Source organism: Pseudomonas sp. AC532 (genome assembly GCF_979258965.1).
This window is the reverse complement of sequence record NZ_OZ409888.1, coordinates 4,085,893-4,106,180: the sequence shown is the minus strand read 5'-3', so window position 1 is coordinate 4,106,180 and position 20,288 is coordinate 4,085,893. Positions and strand designations below refer to the sequence as shown.

The window sequence follows — 20,288 nt, the reverse complement described above, 5'->3', positions numbered from 1 at the left end:
GGCAGATGTTACCGACATTTGCCCATTAAGACTTTCCTAAGCTTCGCATCGCAAGGTGATGCTCACCATCACAGGAGAGTCCCACCATGCGCTACATCGCCCTTTTTGCCCTGATGCTCGGCAGCCCTCTGGCCCTGGCCAGCACCGAATGCACCACCGCCGACCGCTCGACCTGGCAGGACCCGGAGAAATTCCAGGCACAGCTCAAGGAGCAGGGTTACGAGATCAGCAAGTTCAAGGTCACCAAAGGCAACTGCTACGAGATCTACGGCTTCGACAAGGACAAGCGCAAGGTCGAGATCTACCACGATCCAGTCTCCGGCAAAGCGGTCAAGACCGAGATCGAAGACTGATGCACGCGGCGACGATACGACTCTGGGATCCCTTGATCCGGCTGTTCCATGTGTCGATAGCTGGAGTCTTCGTCGCCAACTATTTCTTCACCGAGGAAGGTGACGACTGGCACACCTGGCTGGGCTATTACGCCTGCGCCTGGCTGGCCATTCGCCTGGTATGGGGCTTCGTCGGTACGCGCAGCGCGCGCTGGAAAGACTTCTGGCCGACCCGCGCACGCCTGGCCGAGCATCTCGATCACCTGCGCAAAGGCCGGGTCTATCGGCGCCTTGGCCACTCGCCGCTGGGCGCACTGGTCATGCTGCTGATGATGGCGGCCATCGCCACGCTGGGCGTCAGCGGCTTCCTGATGCAGGAAGTGGACGCGCTGTGGGGCGTCGACTGGCCACTCACCCTGCATGGCTGGGCGGCCGATGGCCTGGCCGCGCTGGTCGCCCTGCACGTGGCTGCCGCACTGGTCGAGAGCCTTCACCAGCGCGAGAACCTGCCGCTGTCGATGATCACCGGCAGGCGCCGCGCCCCCTCCGAAGACCGCTGATACCTCAGGAACCCCACCATGCTGCCCGTACGTGCGCGTTTTAGCTCGGGAGCGCTGCGCTCCTGGTTGTCGCTCGTGGCCCTGGCCACCCTCAGCTGCCTGCTGCTGCTCGCCGATGATTTTCTGCAACAGCTGTTCACGCCCAACAACCATGCAGAACTGGAAGCCGGCTATGTCGCCGTGCTCTGGCTGTTCAGCCTCGGGCTTTGGCTGAGCAACCTGCGCTGGCTGAGCCTGGGCATCCTGGCGCTGTTCGCGGTGATGCAACTGATGCAGCTGGCCAACATCAGCTTCTTCGGCGAACCGCTGACCGCCATCGACATCCAGTCGCTGCTCAACGACCCTGGCGAAGTACGCGAAACCGCCGCGCACAGCCTCGCGGGGCATTGGCCGGTGCTGCTTTGCGTGGCCATCCCCTATGGTTTGCTGCTGGCCCTGCATTGGCGCCTGCCAGGGCGCGTCAGCCTGCCGGAAAGCCGCTGGGCGCTGGTGCTGATAGCGGTGGTGCTACTCTCCAAGCCTTACCGCGCCACCTACCGCAACCTCGACTCCTTCGCTGCCAGCCCCAGCCGCAGTGCACTGCACAACAACCTCAACGTGTTCTCTGCCTGGGCCGTGCACCTGGCCTTCAAGCCGGAGGTCGAGCTGCCGCCGACTGTCTACGCCCCCTACGGACTGAGCCCGAGCCTGAGCGGGGCGAAACACGTCTGGCTGGTAGTCGCCGATTCGCTGCGCAGCGATCGCCTCGGCGTATTCGGCTACGGGCGCGACACCACGCCGAAGCTGGCCGCTTACCTGCGCGACCACCCCAGCGCCTTCGCGCGACCCGGCATAGCCGCCGGGGTGGCCACCGACGTCAGCCTGCCGTACCTGATCAACCCGATTCGTGAACCGGGCAAGGACGCGCTGCTGCGCACCGGCGACATCAACCTGTTCCGCTTCGCCAAGCAGGCGGGCTTTCGAACCCACTGGATTTCCTCCCAGGAATCCAAGCTGCTGGCCAACCTGGGCAGCCGCTACCTGGACGTGTCGATCACCCGGGAAGACCACCCGATGCAATTCCTCAAGCGCCAGGATCGTGCCCTGCTCGACGTGCTCGACAACCAGCGCTGGGCCGAGCGCAACTTCGTGGTGCTCAACCTGCGCACCGCGCACCTGCCCTATGCGCAAAACTATCGCCATGAAGCCCAGCCGGCGCCCTGGGTCGACCAGGGGCCGAACGGGCAGAGCAACGCCTATGACAATTCGGTGCATTACCTAGACAGCCTGCTGGCCGAGGTGGTCGCCGACTTCGACCGCCTGGAAGGCGAGCGCTACCTGATCATCACCGGCGATCACGGCCAGCGCCTCGGCGAAGGTGGCCACTGGGGCCACAACGACCTGGTACCGGAAGTCAGCGACGTGCCGGTGATCGTCATTGGCCGCGAGGCGCAGCCGGAAACGATGGCCAGCCTGTCGGCGGAACGCTGGATCAGCCACTACGAGGCCGGCAAATGGCTGGCCGCACGCCTGGGTACGCGTATCGACAACCCCAACCTGCGCCCCAACGAGCACTTCGTGCATGGCAAGCTGCTGTTCACCGACAACTTCATCCAGCGGGTTTGCGAAACGCCCGGCGGTCTCATCCATCACCCGCCGCAGCAACTGAGCATGCTGCTCAAACAACCCCAGGCCCGCTGCGAAGGCTGACCCGCTGGCCGTCTGTAAAACCGAGGCGCCGTCAGTTACCCCCGCGACGCACCGACAGGCCTGGCCGAGGCGCGCTCGCGGAAGGTCAGCAGGAACGCCAGCAGCACGCCGGCCGAGAACACCGCCGGGAACAGCCAGATGCTGCGCCAGTCATGCAGGCCCTCGGCTGCGTAGTGATCGGAGACCACGCCGGCCACCCAGAAGCCGATCAGCATGCCGACGCCGTAGGTAGCCAGGGTGATCAGGCCCTGCGCGGAGCTCTTGATGCTCTCGCCGGCCTTGCCGTCGGTGTAGATCTGCCCGGACACGAAGAAGAAGTCGTAGCACACACCGTGCAGCACGATCCCCGCCACCAGAAAAGCCACCAGCTCACCGCTGTTGCCGTAGGCGAACAGCACATAGCGCAGCGCCCAGGCCGCCATGCCCACCAGCAAGGTCGCCTTGATCCCGAAGCGCTTGATGAACAGCGGCAACAGCAGCATGAACAACACTTCCGACACCTGGCCGAGGGTCATCATGCCGGTCGGGTTGGCGACGCCGATTTCGGTCAGGAACAGGTTGGCGTTCTGGTAATAGAAGGCCAGCGGAATGCAGATCAGGATGGACGCCAGGAAGAAGGTCGCAAAGCCGCGGTCCTTGAGCATCTGCAGGGCATCCAGGCCGAGCAGGCGCTTGATGCCGGTCTGCTGGCCGGGCACCGGCGGGGTGGCCGGCAGGCTGAAGCTGTACAGCCCGAGCAGCAGCGAGGCGATGGCGCAGAGCAGGAAGGTGTTGCGCAGCGCACCCTCGGCGATGGCTTGCTGGGCATCCCAGGCGAACACGAAACTGATCACCAGGCCGGCGACTATCCAACCCAGCGTGCCCCACACCCGCACCCTGGAAAACTGCGCCGCCGGGTCGCTCAACTGCCGGAACGCCACTGCGTTCACCAGCCCGAGCGTCGGCATGTACACCACCATGTAGCAGAGCACCAGCGGATAGAAAGTGGCGAAGTCCTCGGCCCGGTAGAGCTGGTACAGCAGCACGGCGCCGCCCAGGTGCAGTACCGCCAGCAACCGTTCGGCGTTGACGAAGCGGTCGGCGATCAGCCCGACCACGAAGGGCGCCAGAATCGCGCCCCACGACTGGGTCGCGTAGGCCATGCCGATCTGCCCGCCGCTGGCCTCCAGGGTGCGCCCGAGAAAAGTGCCCAGGGTGACGAACCAGCCGCCCCAGATGAAGAACTGGAGAAACATCATCACGCCCAACCTGACAGTCAAAGTGCTCATGTTCTTATCCTTGTTGTTGTTCACGAGACAGCGTTAAAGGGCACCTCTAAAAGTCTATTCGAGGCCAAGCAGCCCTCGGTTGCGCGAGGCGCTGGTGGTAACCCCGGCAAAATCGTCGAAGGCGCGTGCGGCGCGGGTGATCAGGTGGCGCTCGATGAAGCCGGCACCCTCGGCCGCACCCTGGGCCGAGTCCTTGAGGCAGCACTCCCACTCCAGCACCGCCCAGCCCCGGTAGCCGTACTGGGTGAGCTTGCTGAAAATCGCCTTGAAGTCGATCTGCCCATCGCCCAGGGACCGAAAACGCCCTGGCCGATCGACCCACGCCTGGTAGCCGCCATACACCCCGGAACGGGCATCGCCCCGGAACTCCGCATCCTTGACGTGGAACATGCGGATGCGCGGGTGGTAACGGTCGATGAAGCCCAGGTAGTCCATCTGCTGCAGCAGCATGTGGCTGGGGTCGTAAAGAATATGCGCGCGCGGATGATCGCCAACCGCGGCGAGGAAGCGTTCGAAGGTGGCGCCATCGTGCAGGTCTTCGCTGGGGTGCAGCTCGTAGCAGAGGTCGACGCCGGCCTCGTCGAAGGCCTCGAGGATCGGCAGCCAGCGCCGCGCCAGCTCGGCGAAGCCCTCTTCCACCAGGCCTGCCGGGCGCTGTGGCCAAGGATAGAGATAGGGCCAGAGCAGCGCGCCGGAGAAGGTCGCGTGAGCCGCCAGCCCCAGGCGCTGGCTGGCCTGGGCCGCCAGCTTCAACTGGTTGATGGCCCACTCGGTACGCGCCTGCGACCGGCCCCTCAGGTGAGCCGGGGCGAAGTCGTCGAACAGGCTGTCGAACGCCGGGTGCACGGCCACCAGTTGGCCCTGCAGGTGCGTGGACAATTCGCTGATCGCGACGCCGGCCTCGGCGCAGATGCCCTTAAGCTCGTCGCAATAGGTCTGGCTCTCGGCAGCGCGTTGCAAATCGATGCACTGCGGCCCCAGAGTCGGCAACTGGATGCCCTTGTAGCCGAGCGAGGCCGCCCAGTTGGCCTGGTTCTTCAGGTTATCGAACGGTGCGTCGGCGGACAGGAATTGCGCAAGAAAAATGCCCGGCCCACGGATACCAGAAGTCATCGCTGCGCTCCTTCACTGGATGCCAATGCAGTCCACTTGGCCTCACTGGCGTGGCTGGCCAGCGCCGCTTCGATGAACGCCATGCCGCGCATACCCGTCTCGATACCGGGCAGTGCGGCCGCGGCGCTAGGCGAGCCAGCAATCGCCTGGGCAAAATCGCTGTAGAGATTGGCCATGGCCTCCAAATACCCCTCGGGGTGACCGGCAGGTAGGCGAATGCGCTGCAGCGCCTCGTCACACAGCCAGCCATGGTTGGCCCCGGCACGCAGCACGCGCATGGGTTGATCGAGCGGGCGATGGACCAGGCTGTTGGGCTCCTCCTGGCGCCACTCCAGGCCGCCCTTGTCGCCGTAGAGGCGGATCTTCAGTGCATTTTCCTCACCAGCGCACACCTGGCTGGCGAGCAATACGCCGCTGGCACCCTGCTCGGTGAGGAACAGCATGGCGCAATCGTCATCCAGCGCACGGCCGGGCACATGGGTCGCCAGGTGCGCGCAGACACGCTCGATACGCTGACCACTGACGAACTCCGCGAGGCTGAAGGCATGGGTGCCGATGTCGCCGATGCAACCGCCCTGCCCGGCCAATTGCGGGTCGCCGCGCCAGGTCGCCTGCTTGTTGCCCTGGCCGGCGAGGTCGTCACTGAGCCAGCCCTGTGGGTATTCGACGTACAGCTTGCGCACCCGGCCGATCTCGCCGGCCTGCACCATGTGCCGCGCCTGCCAGATCATCGGATACCCCTGGTAGGTGTGAGCGAGGCCATACAGCGCCTGACCGTGTGTCAGTAGTTGCGCCAGCTCGGCGGTCTCGGCGCTGTTCAGCGCCGCCGGTTTTTCACAGAACACGTTGATGCCCGCGCCGATGGCCGCCACGGTGATGGGCGCATGCAGGTGGTTGGGCGTGACGATGGCCAGCAGGTTGATGCGCTGCTGCGCATCGAGTTGCGACTCGCCCTCCAGCAACGCCTGCCAACTGGGGTAAACGCGTTGCGGCGCCAAGCCGCAGGCGCTCCCGGTTTCTTCGTTATTGGCAGGGTCGCGGCTGAAGGCGCCAGCCACCAGGTCGATACCACCGGCCAGGGCGGCCGCCTGGCGATGGACCTGGCCAATGAACGCGCCAGCGCCGCCACCGATCATTCCCAGCCTTACCCGTGAAGCAGGCATTCAAACACTCCGTTTACAATATTTTGTTGATATTTTTTCAATGTAACCGGTTACATTTGAAACTGTATAGACCCCGCACGGGCACCGGTCAAGCGTACGGTGACAGCCGGGTTACGGTAATCTGGCGGCGAATCGGCATCCACTGCCGGCCAGAAAACAGAGGGCGCATGACCAATATTCGCAAGGTTGCCGCATTGGCCGGGGTCTCGGTTGCCACCGTGTCGCGCACCCTGAAAAGCCCGGCTCAGGTCTCACCGGAAACCCGCGAGAAGGTACTCGAGGCCGTGGAGCACGCCGGCTACAAACCCAACCTGATGGCCGTGCAGTTCCGCTCCCAGCGCACCCGCAATCTGGTGGTGCTGGTGCCGGACATCGCCAACACCTTCTTTGCCCAGGTCATCCGCGGCATTCAGGAAGCAGCCAGCGCCGCCGACTATCGGGTGCTGCTGTGCAACACCCTGGGCAACCCGGACACCGAGCGGCAATTTGCCGAGCTGGTGGACGCCAGGCAGGCCGACGGGGTGATTCAGCTGCGTGCCTTCGACCCGTTCGCCCGCGACGATCATCCGCCGCTGGTGAACATCTGCGAGATCGTCGACGACGCGCCCTGGCCCACGGTCAGCCTGAACAACCGTGGCGCCGCACGCACCATGACCGACCACCTGCTGGCCCTGGGGCACCGTCGCATCGGCCTGATCCAGGGGCCGGCAGACAGCCCATTGACCCGCGAGCGTTTTGCCGGCTACCGCGAAGCCCTTGCCGCGGCGGCCATCGAGTTCGATCCCGGCCAGGTGCAATACGGCCGCTACGACTGCCCGTCCGGGCATGCGGCGACGGCGCAGCTGCTGGCCAACGACCAGCGCCCGACAGCGATTTTCTGCGAGAACGACGAGATGGCCATGGGCGCCATTCAGTGCATTCGCCAGGCTGGCCTGCGGGTTCCCGACGACATCTCGGTCGCCGGCTTCGACGACATATCCTTCGCCGCCTTCTGCGATCCACCGCTGACCACCATTGCCCAACCGGCCGCAGCCTTCGGCCAGCACGCGGTGGCGATGTTGCTGGCGCAGCTCGACGGCAGGCGCCTAGCCGAGCATCACCTGATCCTGCCTTTCGAACTGGTCGTGCGGGCCAGCACGGCAGCCCGTTCGCAGCCCCCGGCTCAGCCCTAGCCGCGGCGCCCAGCCCGGCATTCGGAAGAGCACGGTCGCCTACCGTTCGGGTGCACGCAAAGTGATCCGGGTGATCTCCGAGGGCTTACCCAACCGCAACGGGAAGCCATTCCACAACCCGGCGCCATTGCTCACGTACAGGCGCATGTCGCCCACCTTGTACGCGCCAGACACGTACCCTTCGTTGAACGCCTGGGTGACCCAATGCATACCCAGCACCTGCCCGCCGTGGGTGTGACCGGACAGTTGCAGGTCGACGCCCGCCAGGGCATTGCCTGACGCGGCCAGCGGGCGATGGCTGAGCAGGATGACCACCGCCTCGTGCGTCACTCCGGCCAGGGCCGCCCTGACATCCGGCAGCGGCTGGCCGAAACGGGCGGCGGCCGGATCGGTAATGCCGGCGAGCACCAGGCTGGCGCCAGCATCCTCGATGGTCACGTGCTCGTTGAGCAGCATGGGCAGGCCCAGGGATTGGAAGTGCTCCAGCCAGCGCTGGTACTGCGCGTAATACTCGTGGTTGCCGGGGATGGCGTACACGCCAAGCCGTGCGGTGAGGTCGCGCAACGGCTCGACATCCTCGGCACGGGCAGCGACGGTGCCATCGACCAGGTCGCCGGTGATCAGCATCAGATCCGGCTGCAACGCGTTGGCCTTGGCAACCACCGCCTCCATCCACGAACGCTGTAGCAGGCGGCTGGCATGCAGATCAGTGAGCTGCACCAACTGCAGGCCATCCAGTTCGGCTGGCAGTTGCGCCAGCTCGATTTCCACATCACGTACATCCGGTAAACGCACCGCCTGCCAGACGCCAAGCGCCGACAGCGACATGGCAGCCAGGCCAACGCCTACCCGCAACCCAGGTGCATTGACGACACGCCTGACGGCTGGCGCACGAGCGAACAGCAGCGCTGCCGCATCCAGCACCAGAAGAATCAGCCCACTGACGATCACTGCACCGAACGCCCAACCAAGCACCAACAGCACGCCGCCGGGAATTTCCGGTGAGGCCATGCTGCCGAAGAAACGGCGGGTGATCAGGTGGTGCTCGGCAGCCGCCAGAATCAGCACACCGAGGGCGGCCTTGACGGCAAGCGGCCACCGCTGAAGCCCGACCATTCGCCAAAAAACGTACAGGGCTATAAAGCCCGTGACCAGATGGAACACGGTGATCTCGCTCGTTCAGATGGGTAAGTCGGCCGCAGCCCTGCTGTGACAACAGCATCGCCAAAGGGTGCTGCACATGCACAAGCAGGTAAATCACGACCTATCCGTCAGCGGACAGGCCAGTGCGCACTCCAAACGGCGAAAACGCGGAAGATAAAACGTCGGTAATCCTATGGATCCAAGCGTAACGATCATCAATGACAGGGCAACTTTCCGCCCATCACCGATCACCGGCTCATGACCTTCACCTGCAACTTAGCTGAACGTCCATCCGCTTTTTTGCAGGCAAAAAAAACCGCCTCATGGAGAGGCGGAAACCAAAGGATGATGAACTGGAGAGGGTCACCGGCTTCTCTCGAAAGCCCATGACCATGCGTTCATCATTGCGAATGGTAGCGATAAAAGCGGCTCCCTCCCGCATCATTCGCATCGATAGTGATAATCGACTCCTCTGGTTGGCTGGCTATCTGCCGCGCTGATAACTATCGCACGGCCTCGACACTGAAGAGGCCCACGATAATAACGCCTGGCATTCGGGCGCATGATTGAAAAGGACGGCACCGAGCGCGAGCCGTTCAGCCAGGTCGGCTACACCGTACAGAGCGGCGCGGCCAAGGAGCTGTCCCTGCGGCTGCGCAACTCCATCTACCGCTCCAGCAATGCGGTAGGTCCCGACCTCAACGAAACCCGGGCCTTCGTCGAATACCCGATCACCATTCTCTGATGGCGACGGGCGGCGGCAAGCCCTGAACGGCTTGCCGAATGGCTAAAAAAAACGGCGGCCCGTTGGCCGCCGTTTGCGTTGATCACGCTTCGGTAAAAAACTGCCCATGCCGTGGTTGCGCCTTGCCTGCCCAGGCGGGCGGCAGCCGCCGCAGGCTCAGGTTTCCACACCCTCGCTGATCAATTGCGGCATCTCCTGCTCGGTCTCGGGTGCACCGCCGCTCGCCTCGTCTTCGGGCTGGGCGAGCAGTTCGTTGGCCGACTCCTGCACCTGATCGATGTGCTCGTTGAGCACCCTGGCGGTATCGCTGACCGCTTCGCGCGCCAGCGCCTGCACCGCTTGCTCAGCCTGCTCCGTGAGTTTCTGGGCAGACTCTTCGGCGGCTTCACAACCGACCAGGCTCAGGCCGATAACGGCAACCAGGCCCCAGGCGGAAATCAGTGACGTATTCATTGGTTACCTCCTGCATCGTTCAAAGCCCCGGCATGCCGGGGCACAAGGACATCAATTACGGGGGCTTTCGGTGTCGACCACCGGCGGGTCGTTGCGGGTTTTCCACATCGACAGCAGCACACCACCGATCAGCAGGCCGAGCGTGACGCTCAGGGAAATCACCGGCGGGGTCTTGCCGATGATGCCGACCAGGAAGATCTTGCCGCCGATGAACACCAGCACCAACGCCAGGGCGTACTTGAGGTACGCGAAGCGATGGATCATCGCCGCCAGGGCGAAGTACAGCGCGCGCAGACCAAGGATCGCGAAGATGTTCGAGGTATAGACGATGAACGGGTCCTGGGTGATGGCGAAAATCGCCGGCACGCTGTCGATCGCGAACACCAGGTCGGCACACTCGATCAGCACCAGCGCCAGGAACAACGGCGTGGCCCAACGCACCATGCGCCCGTTTTCATCCGGCTGACGGACGAAGAAGCGGCCTTCGTGCAAACGATCGGTGACGCGCATGCGCTTGCGCACGAACTTGATCAGTTTGTTCTCGGACAGGTCGGGGTGGTCATCGACCTTGCTGAACAGCATCTTCACGCCGGTCAGCAGCAGGAAGACGCCGAACACGTAGAGAATCCAGCTGAATTCGGCGATCAGCGCGGCGCCCAGGCCGATCATGATCGCGCGCAGCACGATCACCCCGAGGATGCCCCAGAACAGCACCTCGTGCTGGTACTTACGCGGAATGGCCAGGAAGCTGAAGATCATCGCCATGAGAAACACGTTGTCCATGGACAGCGATTTCTCGATCAGGAAGCCGGTATAGAAATCCATCCCGGAAGCGGCGCCCTTCATGTGCCACACCCACAGACCGAACAGCAGGCCCGCAGTGATGTAGCCGCCGGACAGCAGCAGGCTTTCCTTTACTCCGATTTCGCGATGCTCACGGTGAAGCACCCCGAGGTCGAAGACCAGCAGGCTGATGACGATGGTGATGAAAATGAGCCACAACCAGGTGGCGGTGCCGAGGAACTCGGCCATCAGAAACGGTTCTAGGGTGCTCATAAGCCCCTCCTAAGTCAGAGTTGTACAAACTGCAACTCCGACATGGCAGCTCGATAGCTGTCAGAGGGGCCCGGCGTCACGGGCGCCAATTTATCAGGCGCCGCGCGCCGCTCAATGGTCGCCTGGTTGCAAAGTATTTCAAGAACAGGCGCACGTGCCCGTTAGCTGCTATGGCGCCCCGCCGTGAGTCCACGGCAATCGTTGCGCCTCGTCGGGAAAGGGGCGTCGCTAAGGCCGCTTATCGAGCACGTCCCGCAGCCGCTGCAGGTCGCCGAGGGTATCGATATCCGTGAGGATGCCCACATCGTCGACCTCCAGCTGCACCACCCTTCCCTCGGCCCGGTAGCGCCGTACCACCGAGACCGCGCCCGCCTCGCCACCAAGGGCCGCCAGCTCCGCGAAACAGTCCCGGGCGAACCCGACCGGATGACCGCGACGGCCGGCGCACACCGGCACCGCCACCATCGCGCCTTGCGCCAGCGCCGCTGCCACGCGGCGAATGCTCTCGGCACTCACCAGCGGCAGATCGCCGGGCAACACCAGCCAGCCGGACGCGCCCGCGGTGGCGCGCACGCCTTCGGCAATCGAGTCGGCCATGCCGTCGCCGCAGGCGTGGCGCACCACGTGAACGCCAAGCCCCGAGCGCGCCACCGTGGCCAGCACATGGTCCAGCACCGGTTTGCCCTGAAGGTCGGCATGCAATTTGTTGCAGGTGCCCCCGGACGCCAGGAAACGCGAGCCGCGGCCCGCCGCCAGCACGATCACCACGGGCGCGCCGGGCATCATCCCTACAGGCAGCCGCGGTCGATGCCGTTGGCGACGCGCAGCACATCGGCCATGGTCGCCAGGGCGATTTCCGCCGGTGACTTGCTGCCCAGCTGCAGGCCGATGGGCGCATGAATGCGGGCCATTTCATCAGCCCGCAGCCCTCCCAGGCGGGCCAGACGCTCCAGGCGTTTGCCGCTGGTGCGCTGCGAACCCATGGCACCGATGTAGAAGGCCTCGGTGCGCACGGCCTCGATCAGCGTCAGATCATCCATGCGTGGGTCGTGGGTCAGCGCCAGAATCGCGGTGGCGCGATGGGCGCCCTGCTCGGCCAGGAAACGCGACGGTAGCAACGCGAGTACCTGTACGCCAGGCAGTGCGATCTCGGCCACCACCTCCGGCCGCGGGTCGCAGAGCACCACGTCGTATCCGAGCGACATGGCGAAGCTTGCGCAGAACTCGGCAACCGGAGACCAGCCGGCAAGAATCACCCGCAGCACGGCACCGATCCTGATGGACACCTGCTCATCGCCGCGCTGGATCCGCGCATCGCGCATGCTGCCCGGCCGGCATTGGCTCGCCCCCGTGCCCAGCGGAACATCGCGAACCAGCAGCTCGCCTCCGCCAAGGGCCTGCTCGACCTGCCCCAGCATCGCCTGCGCCTGCTCGCCTGGTACCAGGTACTCGACCAGCACGTCCAGCACGCCGCCACAGGGCAAGGCGCGCGTGGGCGTCAACCCACCCTCACCGTACCGCACGATCTGCGTCCGCATCGGCAACCGGCCAGTGGCCACGCGTTCGAGGAAATCCTCTTCCACGCAACCACCGGACAGCGAGCCGCAAGACTCGCCGGACGGCAACGCCACCAGCATCGCACCCGGCGCGCGCGGCGCAGAGCCGTAGGTAGACAGCACGGTGCATAACCAGATTGGCTGACCCGCTACGAGCCAGGCCAGGGCCTGCTGAACGACCTGCAGGTCAAGTTGCTTCATCACACCACCTTGCTCGCGACGGATACCAGGCAAGGCAACGGCCTGCCTGTCAGGCCGGCGCGTAGAGCACGCGCCGGCGCCCTCCCACGAGAGGAAGGCATTGATCTTTGTAGAGACGAGCCGCGTTTCGGTTCAGTGTTTTTGCGCAGTCATGCAGCCAGCAGAACCGTGGAGACCAACCGGGTATGGCCGACCCGATAGCGACCCAAGAAGATCGGCAAGCGGGTCGACCGGGGCATGGACAGGTGATGTAGTGCGACGCTTTTTGCCGGCTCAACCTCGCACGGGGCCAACCTGCAATGCCAGGTGCCTGGTGCGTTGAATGAGTGCCGCTGGCAGCAGGCGAAGATGACCGCCGCCTGCAGGTGGTGCGCGGCCGGGGCCGAGCAAATCATCACTGCGCCCTGGCAACGGGCGCTTACACGTAGTTCTGACCTGCCGCGCCGCGTGGCAAGCGGTTACGGCCCGGCAGTTGCGCCAGCTTTTGCTGCCATGCGGCACGCACGCTGACAGCCGCCTTCGGCTCGGCCTGACCGGTCATCGTTTTTGCGGTGCGAGCGGCGGCGCGCAGTTGCGCCAGGCTTGGCGTGCGGTTGACCGCCGCGGCAGGGGCAGCCTCCTTCTCCAGCGAACGCAGGCACAGCTTGCAGGAAACCTGTGCCTGGTCCTCGGTAGCGCTGAGGCTCGAACCGGTGCGGCCACAGGCGACCGTGTTCCGGGAAGGGGAATAGTGAATGGCCAACGTGAAATCTCCAGCTGTAAAACGGGGCGGCGATTTTACATACCTGCCACCGTGTCTGGGCAATCACGTCATGCAATCGATGGGAAATGGCCGCCAGCGCCTTGGCAGCAGGGGCACGCTCAGGCCTGCTTGGCGTCAGGCAGAGGCGGTTTGGGGGTCATCGCCGAGCACATGTCGAGCAGTTGGCTGACGGTCCACGGCTTGGGAATCACCGCGACGTTGAGGCCTTCGAAATCGTTGGTTCCCTCGAGAAAGCCGGAGGAGATGATGATCGGCAGATCCGGGAAGCGATCACGAATCAGGTGAGCCAGGAAGATACCGTCGATGTCACCAGGCATGCTGAAGTCGGTCAGGACCATCTGCACCTGGCCGTCACAGCTGGAAAGGAACTCCCAGGCATCGTCGGCGCAGGGAAACGCCTTCACCTGATGACCTTCGTCTTCGAAGATTTCCACGAGCAGCTCGCGGATGGCGCGTTCATCTTCGGCTATGACTATCAGTGGCATTGCATGGACCTGAACAGTAGGGGTGAAGCTCTGACCCACGACCGCGCACAAGATTTCAAAAATATCGTGCGCTGCGACTGGTGGCGGCGCCACCCACCGCAACGGTGGGCAGCGCCAGCATGCGGCATCACTGCACGCGGAAGCGGCTCACCAGTTGCTGCTGGTGTTCGGCGAGGCGCGCCAGTTCCAGGCTGGTGGCTGCGGTCTGTTCGGCGCCGGAGCTGACCTGAATGGCCACGTCGTTGATCTCCACTACGTTGCGGTTGATATCCTCGGCCACCGCGCTCTGCTCTTCGGCCGCCGTGGCGATCTGCATGTTGCGATCATTGATGCCGGCAACGCCCGCGGCAATCGCGCCCAGCAGATCCCCTGCGCGCTCGATGTTGGCAGCGCCTGCGCGGGCCTTGCCGAGCGTTTCCTCCATGGAATGGGTGGCCAGGTCCGAGCCCTTCTGCAGGTTGGCGATCATTTCCTGGATGTTGCCGGTCGACTCCTGGGTCTTTTGCGCCAGCGTACGCACTTCGGAGGCGACCACCGCGAACCCGCGACCATGGTCGCCAGCACGTGCGGCTTCGATAGCGGCGTTGAGGGCCAGCAGGTTGGTCTGGTCGGCGATACCGCGAATCACGTCGAGCACCGTGGAGATCGAGTCGCTCTCGCGCTTCAGGTCGGCGATGATCCGCGCGGTCTCGTCGGCCTGGCTGGACAGCTCGCGGATCACCGTGACGGTGCGCTCGATCTCCTGGCGGCCCTGGGTGGTGCTGAGGTTGACCTGGCGCGACATTTCCGCGGCGTCGCTGGTGCTTTGCGCCACCTCGCGAACCGTGGCGCTCATCTCGTTGATGGCGGTCACCACCAGCTCGGTGCCCTGGCGTTGGCGCTGCAGGCTGTTGCTGGTCTGCAGGGTCACTGCCGAGGACTCTTCCGCGGCCGTGGCGACCTGGGCGGTGGCCGAGCCGATTTCTCGAATGATCTGCGTCAGCTCGCCGGCCATGGTGTTGAGGTTGCGGGTGATCTCGCCAAACTCGTCATTACCCTGGTAGGCGGAACGCGCGGTGAGATCGCGCTTGGAGAGCGCCAGCAAGGCGCCGTTGGCCTGGCTCACGGCGAACTTGATGTTGCTGATGATCAGGTACGACAGCAGGGCCACGACCACCAGCGCCAGCAGCACGCCGATCACCGTCAGCCACAGGACGGTTGCGGCATGGTCGCGTGCCTCGATGGCCAGGGTGCTGACGCTCTGGCCGAGTTCGCTCTCCACTTCACCCATCAGATCGATGCGGCTGGTGGAGGTCTGGAACCAGCTTTCGGACTTCACCCCTAGCGGTTGGCCAAGCGGCGTTTCGAAGGCCAGCTTCTGCAGCCTGGCGACCTCCAGCGCGCTGGGCTGCTGCATTTTGTTGTCGAGTTTGCTCACGAATTCCGCAGAGGCGGCACCGCGGAAACCTTCCGAATAAGCAGAGAATTCGCCGAGGTTGCGGCTGAAGGTGGAGAGCAGGTCGGCGTCGAAGCGATCCTGGTTGAACACCACGCCAAGCATGGCGCGCTCACGGCCCGCCCGCTCCTTCATCTCGATGAACTGGTTGAGAGAGGCCAGCGCACGCGCCAGCGACGGGTCGTCGACACTGCGCTCGAGGGCATGGGTGTAGCCGATCAACGTGCGAATGATGGCGGTGAAGCGAGCGCCTGATTCACGGTTGTTGATTGCCAGCTTGTCGATCTGCCCGCGGGTCGCTTCGAGGCCGTTCAACGCAGCCAGCGCCTCATCGAGTTGCGCCCCGCCCTGACCGGAGAGCGCGCGGGCTTCGGCCAACGCCGTGTCGGTTTGCCCGCGCATGCGCAGCAGAACGTCCTGCATGCTCTTGCCCTGGCTACCGAGAAATACGCCGCTGGCGCCGCGTTCGCGCTGTACCACGGTGATCAACTGGCTGATTTTCTGCGCCGCGGCGCTGGCTTCCTGCGTCCGGTCCATCTCCTGCAGCGTGTGGTAGCTACCCACCACCTGCAGCGCGGCCAACCAGACAAAGCCGAGGACGGGGCAAGCGAGGATCAACAGCAGCTTGAGACTCAAGGGAATGTTTCTGAGCACGGTGTCACACCTATTCATCAGCTTCGCCTGGGAGGCGAAGCGAAAACACTTGGCCTGCGGTCGCGCTTTTAAGGGTGGCGCGTTGGGCAGGGGAAACGCATGGAAATGCGGCACGCGAAAAGCTCTTGGATGCAGCTCGTCATCTGGTGATCGGCGTGGCGTGAGCATTCTTTAGGCGCCTGACGGGTAAATCGTCGGGATCCGGACAGCTCATGTCCCACCCGCGGGCGCGCCACCGATGAGTGCGTAGTTGTGCGCATGAAGCCCCGACAGTGGCTCGCTCAATCGAGTCGTTCCCCGGCTTCTTCAGGCAGGTGCACGTCAACCGCCAGCCACGGCAGCCGGCTCTGCGTCCAGATGTGCCGGTCGGGCGGCGCCTGCTCGGGGTGGTCGAGGGTCGCGATGGTCACGTCCAGCGAGTGCGGGCTCAGGGTCGTGAACAGCGCCATATGGGCGCCGCAGCTCGCGCAGAAATACCGCGTGCAGGTGGCCGACGAGGCGTAACGCGCCGGCTCACCCCGCAGCCAGCTGAAACACGCCAGCGGCACGGTGATCCAGGTGACCAGAATCCCGCCGGTGCTGCGCCGGCAAACCGAACAGTGGCAGTGGGCGATATCGCTCAACGGCGCCTGAAACTGGTAACGCAGCGCGCCGCACTGGCAGCCGCCACTGTGTAGATCATTCATGGTTTCGCTCCTGAATGCCTGACCGTATCGTGCTTGCCTGATCGGCTGGCACTGGCGAAGATGCACGCTCACCACCACCGGGGGCTCCCGTGACCGAATTGCTTCTGGCCCTCTGGCCACTCTTCGCACTGATTGTCGGCGGCTACGTACTGTGTCGTCGAGGCTTTCCCAGTGAAGCCTTCTGGCCCGGCGCCGAACGCCTCAACTACTTCATCCTGTTCCCGGCGCTGCTATTCAACAGCCTGGCCACCGCACCACTGGACAACCCGCAGCTGCCGCGCCTGGCGCTGGCCGTGCTGCTTGGCCTGGGCATCGCCTGGCTGGTCCTGATCATCGCACGCCGCCTGCGCGGCTGGCCGGCGTCCCGTTTCGGCGCCTTCAGCCAGGGCATCCTGCGCTTCAACACCTACCTGGGGCTCGCGGCGGTCGGCAGTCTGTTCGGCCAGCAGGGCCTGACGTTGGCGGCCCTGATGCTGGCGCTGATGGTGCCCACGGTCAACATCCTCTCGGTCTGGTCGCTGACCGCCGAGCGCGGCGTCAGTGCTCGCGGCCTGCTGCTGCCGATCATCCGCAACCCATTGATCCTCGCGTGCCTCGCCGGTGCGCTGTTCAACCTCAGCGGCCTGGGCCTGCCCGGCGGCAGTGACCGCCTGCTGGGCCTGCTCGCGGCCGCGAGCCTGCCCCTGGGCCTGCTGTGTGTCGGCGCAGCGCTGAAGCCGGAACAGCTCCGCGGGGAAATTCCCGCCCTGGCCTGGAACAGCCTGCTGCGTCTGTTGCTAATGCCCCTGCTGGCCTTTGCCGTGGCCTATGTATTACAGCTGCCGCCGATGGAAAGCACCGTGCTGGTGCTGTTCTTCGCACTGCCCACCGCGCCGACCTCCTACGTGCTGACGCGTCAGCTCGGCGGTGACGGAAATCTGATGGCTGGCATCATCACCCTGCAACACCTGTTCGCCGCCGCTTCGCTTGTCGGCATGCTGTATTTGCTGGAGCACATGCTCTAGCCCGCGGCTGCGGCGGGCTCGGCAGCCTGTATCGGCGCTGCCGGCCACCTGTGGATGAGGCCGTTCGGCTTGCTTTGGCGAAAGCTGGCTGAAAGCTTCGTGCTCTAGCATCCGCCTACTGACCGACAAAGATCGGTCGATGAGCTGCCGCCAGAGAGGCCCGCAGCTGCCGTCAACAAGAACAAAACAGGTGATTAACCATGCTTCCCCCCCGTTCCCCACGCCTGCTCCACCCCCTCCGCTCGCCCCGTCGCTAATGCTGACCTCTTTCCTCGCTCAGTAGCCGAATAACGTCCGGAGAATCTTCATGCTGACTTTCCTTGGCTTTGCCATGGTTTCGACTTTCATGTTCCTGATCATGAGCAAGCGCCTGTCGGCGCTGATTGCGCTGATCATCATTCCGATCATCTTCGCCCTGATCGGCGGGTTCGCCGCGCAGATCGGCCCGATGATGCTCGAAGGCATCACCAAGCTCGCGCCAACCGGCGTGATGCTGATGTTCGCGATCCTCTATTTCGCCATCATGATCGACTCGGGCCTGTTCGATCCGCCCGTGCGCCTGATCCTCAAGCTGGTCAAGGGTGACCCGTTGAAGGTCGCCGTAGGCACCGTGGCGCTGGCCCTGATCGTGTCTCTGGATGGCGACGGCTCGACCACCTACATGATCTGCGTCGGCGCCATGCTGCCGCTGTACAGCCGTTTGAAGATGAGCCCGACCATCATGGCCGGTCTGATCATCATGGCCGGCGGCATCATGAACATGACCCCGTGGGGCGGCCCGACCGCTCGCGCAGCCAGTGCCCTGCACGTCGACCCATCGGACGTATTCGTGCCGATGATCCCGGGCATGATCGTCGGCGCCATCGTGCTGTTCGGCGTCGCCTACCTGTACGGCCTGCGTGAGCGCAAGCGCCTGGGCATTCTGCAACTGCCGGAAGGCAAGATCACCCAGGACGAAATCAGCGTTTCGCAGTTCCCGGAAGCACGTCGCCCGAAACTGATCCTGATCAACGCCCTGCTCACCATGGTGTTGATGACCACGCTGATCGCCGGTTTGCTGCCGATGCCGGTGCTGTTCATGATCGCCTTCAGTATCGCGATGATCATCAACTACCCGTGCCTGCAGCAGCAGAAGGACCGCATCTCCGCCCATGCCGGCAACGTGCTGGCGGTGGTCGGCCTGATCTTCGCGGCCGGCATCTTCACCGGCATCCTGACCGGCACCGGCATGGTGGACGCCATGTCCAAGAGCCTGCTGGCCGTGATCCCCGATGCCCTCGGCCCACACCTGGCGGTGATCACCGCGCTGGTGAGCATGCCGTTCACCTTCTTCATGTCCAACGATGCCTTCTACTTCGGCATCCTGCCGGTGCTCAACCAGGCCGCATCGGGTTATGGCATCAGCGCCGTGGAAATGGCCCGCGCCTCGATCGTCGGCCAGCCGGTGCACCTGCTCAGCCCGCTGGTACCTTCGACCTACCTGCTCATCGGCCTGGCGAAGATCGAGTTCGGTGACCTGCAGCGCTTCACCCTGAAATGGGCAATCCTGATCTGCATGGCGATCCTGGCCGCTGCCCTGGTACTTGGGGTGTTCCCGCTATCCGGTAGTTAAAGGGTATGTTGGTGTTTCAGCGCGAGCCGCGTTGCAGCGTGAAATCTCGCCAGGCCGGGCAGCGATCCGGCCAGGCGGAGGGCTTGAAAAGGCAATGCCATTTCAAACCCTCCAACGCGCACGAGGTCACGCACCACCCCACAGCGTCAGGCCCTTTGCGGCGCGACGCGGTGATGCCAGGCGGCTCGTTTGGCCCGTTGAACTTCGCTCCTCGCGTCTTATCATTACGCAATAGAAAGGCCCCCGCCGTACTCGCGATGTAGCGTTAATTCGCCTTGCGCACACATTTTGACGAAATTTTCACATGACTAGCGTTAGAATTCGGCCCCCGGCCGCAGCTAGCGCCAGTCTTTTTTATCACCGTTAAGGAACCTCTAATGGAATGGCTGACCAACCCGGAAATCTGGGTTGCCTTCTTGACTCTGACAGCCCTGGAAATCGTCCTGGGTATCGACAACATCATCATGATCGCCATCCTGGTCAGTCGCATGCCGCCGCACCTGCAGGCGCGCACCCGCTTCTTCGGCCTGGCGCTGGCAATGGTCACGCGCATCCTGCTGCTGCTGTCCATCACCTGGATCATGCGCCTGACCACGGATCTGTTCTTCATCTTCGGCCAGGGCATTTCCGGTCGTGACCTGATCCTGTTCTTCGGCGGCCTGTTCCTGCTCTGGAAAAGCAGCACCGAGATCTACCACGGCCTGGAAGGCGAGGAAGAAAATGCCGACCAGCCCCAGGGCGCGGCCAAGCACTTCATCGGTACCATCATCCAGATCGCGATCATCGACATCGTGTTCTCGCTGGACTCGGTCATCACCGCAGTGGGCATGGTCTCCCATGTGCCGGTCATGGTCGCGGCCATCGTCGTTGCCGTCATCGTCATGATGATCTGTGCCGGTACCATCAGCGACTTCATCGAGAAGCACCCGAGCCTGAAAATTCTCGCGCTGTCGTTCCTGATCGTGGTCGGTACCGTACTGATCGCCGAAAGCTTCGAAGTCCACGTACCGAAGGGCTACGTCTACTTCGCCATGGCCTTCTCCCTGGGCGTGGAAGCGCTGAACATCCGCATGCGCACCGCGCGTCGCCGCGCCGAAGGCAAGGACGACGTGGATCCGGTGAAACTGCGCAAGGACGTTCCTGGGCAGTGATCGGCTGACGCTGATGCAATGAGAGAACGGGGCCTGGAGGCCCCGTT

General features: G+C 64.1%; 19 protein-coding genes and 2 pseudogenes. 8 read left to right on the top strand and 13 right to left on the bottom strand.

Translation table 11 applies throughout. The features are described from left to right. Nucleotides 1-86 precede the first annotated feature (86 nt). Genes ACZ0AV_RS19075 through ACZ0AV_RS19065 form a run of 3 tightly spaced genes read left to right on the top strand, consistent with a single transcriptional unit; the run spans nt 87 to nt 2,581 of the window. Nucleotides 87-353, top strand: a complete 267-nt coding sequence (locus ACZ0AV_RS19075) for a PepSY domain-containing protein (RefSeq protein ID WP_499152485.1) — start codon at nt 87-89, stop codon at nt 351-353. Then, the gene (locus ACZ0AV_RS19070) at nt 353-892 is read left to right on the top strand and encodes a cytochrome b/b6 domain-containing protein (protein ID WP_499152484.1); all 540 of its coding nucleotides are present in this window, start codon (nt 353-355) and stop codon (nt 890-892) included. Before ACZ0AV_RS19075 ends, ACZ0AV_RS19070 begins: the two co-directional genes overlap by 1 nt. Nucleotides 893-910: 18 nt before the next feature. After that, nucleotides 911-2,581 carry a phosphoethanolamine transferase gene (locus ACZ0AV_RS19065; RefSeq protein ID WP_499152483.1) on the top strand — a complete coding sequence of 557 codons (1,671 nt, stop codon included), beginning with the start codon at nt 911-913 and terminating at the stop codon, nt 2,579-2,581. Nucleotides 2,582-2,616: 35 nt separating this feature from the next. Here ACZ0AV_RS19065 and ACZ0AV_RS19060 read toward each other — a convergent pair whose 3' ends face one another. From ACZ0AV_RS19060 to ACZ0AV_RS19050, 3 genes are read right to left on the bottom strand one after another with little or no spacing between them, the layout of a single operon-like run. Continuing rightward, nucleotides 2,617-3,849: a nucleoside permease gene (locus ACZ0AV_RS19060; protein WP_499152482.1), complete on the bottom strand. Its 1,233-nt coding sequence runs from the start codon at nt 3,847-3,849 to the stop codon at nt 2,617-2,619. Nucleotides 3,850-3,903: 54 nt separating this feature from the next. After that, nucleotides 3,904-4,962, bottom strand: a complete 1,059-nt coding sequence (locus ACZ0AV_RS19055) for a sugar phosphate isomerase/epimerase family protein (protein WP_499152481.1) — start codon at nt 4,960-4,962, stop codon at nt 3,904-3,906. Continuing rightward, complete coding sequence (locus tag ACZ0AV_RS19050) at nt 4,959-6,125, bottom strand: Gfo/Idh/MocA family protein (protein WP_499152480.1); 1,167 nt, start codon at nt 6,123-6,125, stop codon at nt 4,959-4,961. Before ACZ0AV_RS19050 ends, ACZ0AV_RS19055 begins: the two co-directional genes overlap by 4 nt. A 167-nt stretch (nt 6,126-6,292) precedes the next feature. Between ACZ0AV_RS19050 and ACZ0AV_RS19045 the strand changes: the two genes are divergently transcribed. After that, the gene (locus ACZ0AV_RS19045; RefSeq protein WP_499152479.1) at nt 6,293-7,297 is read left to right on the top strand and encodes a LacI family DNA-binding transcriptional regulator; all 1,005 of its coding nucleotides are present in this window, start codon (nt 6,293-6,295) and stop codon (nt 7,295-7,297) included. 39 nt (nt 7,298-7,336) lie between these two features. On the opposite strand, the gene ACZ0AV_RS19040 is transcribed toward ACZ0AV_RS19045, so the two are convergent. Continuing rightward, complete coding sequence (locus tag ACZ0AV_RS19040) at nt 7,337-8,461, bottom strand: metallophosphoesterase (RefSeq protein ID WP_499152478.1); 1,125 nt, start codon at nt 8,459-8,461, stop codon at nt 7,337-7,339. Between the two features lie 547 nt (nt 8,462-9,008). Between ACZ0AV_RS19040 and ACZ0AV_RS19035 the strand changes: the two are divergent. Next, nucleotides 9,009-9,185 (top strand): annotated as a pseudogene (locus tag ACZ0AV_RS19035) (OprD family outer membrane porin); the annotation flags it as partial. 156 nt (nt 9,186-9,341) lie between these two features. Here the strand turns inward: ACZ0AV_RS19035 and ACZ0AV_RS19030 are convergent. The 9 genes and pseudogenes from ACZ0AV_RS19030 to ACZ0AV_RS18990 form a co-directional block, all read right to left on the bottom strand. After that, a complete protein-coding gene (locus ACZ0AV_RS19030) occupies nt 9,342-9,638 on the bottom strand; it encodes a hypothetical protein (protein WP_499152477.1) in 297 nt (98 codons plus the stop codon). Nucleotides 9,639-9,689: 51 nt separating this feature from the next. Then, nucleotides 9,690-10,694 (bottom strand): TerC family protein, encoded by a 1,005-nt coding sequence (locus ACZ0AV_RS19025; protein ID WP_499152476.1) that lies wholly within the window; start codon nt 10,692-10,694, stop codon nt 9,690-9,692. Between the two features lie 228 nt (nt 10,695-10,922). Next, nucleotides 10,923-11,462: a nucleotidyltransferase family protein gene (locus ACZ0AV_RS19020; protein WP_499152475.1), complete on the bottom strand. Its 540-nt coding sequence runs from the start codon at nt 11,460-11,462 to the stop codon at nt 10,923-10,925. Nucleotides 11,463-11,482: 20 nt separating this feature from the next. Further along, on the bottom strand, nt 11,483-12,451 hold the full coding sequence (locus ACZ0AV_RS19015; RefSeq protein WP_499152474.1) for an XdhC family protein: 969 nt from the start codon (nt 12,449-12,451) through the stop codon (nt 11,483-11,485). 418 nt (nt 12,452-12,869) lie between these two features. Beyond that, nucleotides 12,870-13,193 (bottom strand): hypothetical protein, encoded by a 324-nt coding sequence (locus ACZ0AV_RS19010; RefSeq protein WP_499152473.1) that lies wholly within the window; start codon nt 13,191-13,193, stop codon nt 12,870-12,872. 119 nt (nt 13,194-13,312) lie between these two features. Further along, complete coding sequence (locus ACZ0AV_RS19005; RefSeq protein WP_499152472.1) at nt 13,313-13,699, bottom strand: response regulator; 387 nt, start codon at nt 13,697-13,699, stop codon at nt 13,313-13,315. 127 nt (nt 13,700-13,826) lie between these two features. Continuing rightward, nucleotides 13,827-14,534, bottom strand: a complete 708-nt coding sequence (locus ACZ0AV_RS19000; protein ID WP_499153401.1) for a methyl-accepting chemotaxis protein — start codon at nt 14,532-14,534, stop codon at nt 13,827-13,829. A 153-nt stretch (nt 14,535-14,687) separates the two neighbouring features. After that, a pseudogene (locus ACZ0AV_RS18995) lies at nt 14,688-15,671 on the bottom strand (nitrate- and nitrite sensing domain-containing protein); the annotation flags it as partial. A gap of 398 nt (nt 15,672-16,069) precedes the next feature. Continuing rightward, complete coding sequence (locus ACZ0AV_RS18990; RefSeq protein WP_499152471.1) at nt 16,070-16,474, bottom strand: GFA family protein; 405 nt, start codon at nt 16,472-16,474, stop codon at nt 16,070-16,072. A gap of 89 nt (nt 16,475-16,563) precedes the next feature. Between ACZ0AV_RS18990 and ACZ0AV_RS18985 the strand changes: the two genes are divergently transcribed. From ACZ0AV_RS18985 to ACZ0AV_RS18975, 3 genes are all read left to right on the top strand, one after another. Continuing rightward, a complete protein-coding gene (locus ACZ0AV_RS18985) occupies nt 16,564-17,478 on the top strand; it encodes an AEC family transporter (RefSeq protein ID WP_499152470.1) in 915 nt (304 codons plus the stop codon). A gap of 307 nt (nt 17,479-17,785) precedes the next feature. Further along, nucleotides 17,786-19,090, top strand: coding sequence for a CitMHS family transporter (locus ACZ0AV_RS18980; RefSeq protein WP_499152469.1), 1,305 nt, complete (start codon nt 17,786-17,788; stop codon nt 19,088-19,090). A gap of 377 nt (nt 19,091-19,467) precedes the next feature. Beyond that, nucleotides 19,468-20,241, top strand: coding sequence for a TerC family protein (locus ACZ0AV_RS18975; RefSeq protein ID WP_499152468.1), 774 nt, complete (start codon nt 19,468-19,470; stop codon nt 20,239-20,241). The last annotated feature ends 47 nt before the right edge of the window (nt 20,242-20,288 follow it).

Bases quoted from the DNA above. Each gene is read 5' to 3' on its own strand.
- ACZ0AV_RS19000 (WP_499153401.1), bottom strand. From the start codon at position 14,534: ATGAGCGCCACGGTTCGCGAGGTGGCGCAAAGCACCAGCGACGCCGCG.
- ACZ0AV_RS19065 (WP_499152483.1), top strand. From the start codon at position 911: ATGCTGCCCGTACGTGCGCGTTTTAGCTCGGGAGCGCTGCGCTCCTGG.
- ACZ0AV_RS19075 (WP_499152485.1), top strand. From the start codon at position 87: ATGCGCTACATCGCCCTTTTTGCCCTGATGCTCGGCAGCCCTCTGGCC.
- ACZ0AV_RS18990 (WP_499152471.1), bottom strand. From the start codon at position 16,474: ATGAATGATCTACACAGTGGCGGCTGCCAGTGCGGCGCGCTGCGTTAC.
- ACZ0AV_RS19060 (WP_499152482.1), bottom strand. From the start codon at position 3,849: ATGAGCACTTTGACTGTCAGGTTGGGCGTGATGATGTTTCTCCAGTTC.
- ACZ0AV_RS18975 (WP_499152468.1), top strand. From the start codon at position 19,468: ATGGAATGGCTGACCAACCCGGAAATCTGGGTTGCCTTCTTGACTCTG.
- ACZ0AV_RS18980 (WP_499152469.1), top strand. From the start codon at position 17,786: ATGCTGACTTTCCTTGGCTTTGCCATGGTTTCGACTTTCATGTTCCTG.
- ACZ0AV_RS19025 (WP_499152476.1), bottom strand. From the start codon at position 10,694: ATGAGCACCCTAGAACCGTTTCTGATGGCCGAGTTCCTCGGCACCGCC.
- ACZ0AV_RS19005 (WP_499152472.1), bottom strand. From the start codon at position 13,699: ATGCCACTGATAGTCATAGCCGAAGATGAACGCGCCATCCGCGAGCTG.
- ACZ0AV_RS19070 (WP_499152484.1), top strand. From the start codon at position 353: ATGCACGCGGCGACGATACGACTCTGGGATCCCTTGATCCGGCTGTTC.
- ACZ0AV_RS19030 (WP_499152477.1), bottom strand. From the start codon at position 9,638: ATGAATACGTCACTGATTTCCGCCTGGGGCCTGGTTGCCGTTATCGGC.
- ACZ0AV_RS19015 (WP_499152474.1), bottom strand. From the start codon at position 12,451: ATGAAGCAACTTGACCTGCAGGTCGTTCAGCAGGCCCTGGCCTGGCTC.
- ACZ0AV_RS19050 (WP_499152480.1), bottom strand. From the start codon at position 6,125: ATGCCTGCTTCACGGGTAAGGCTGGGAATGATCGGTGGCGGCGCTGGC.
- ACZ0AV_RS19045 (WP_499152479.1), top strand. From the start codon at position 6,293: ATGACCAATATTCGCAAGGTTGCCGCATTGGCCGGGGTCTCGGTTGCC.
- ACZ0AV_RS19055 (WP_499152481.1), bottom strand. From the start codon at position 4,962: ATGACTTCTGGTATCCGTGGGCCGGGCATTTTTCTTGCGCAATTCCTG.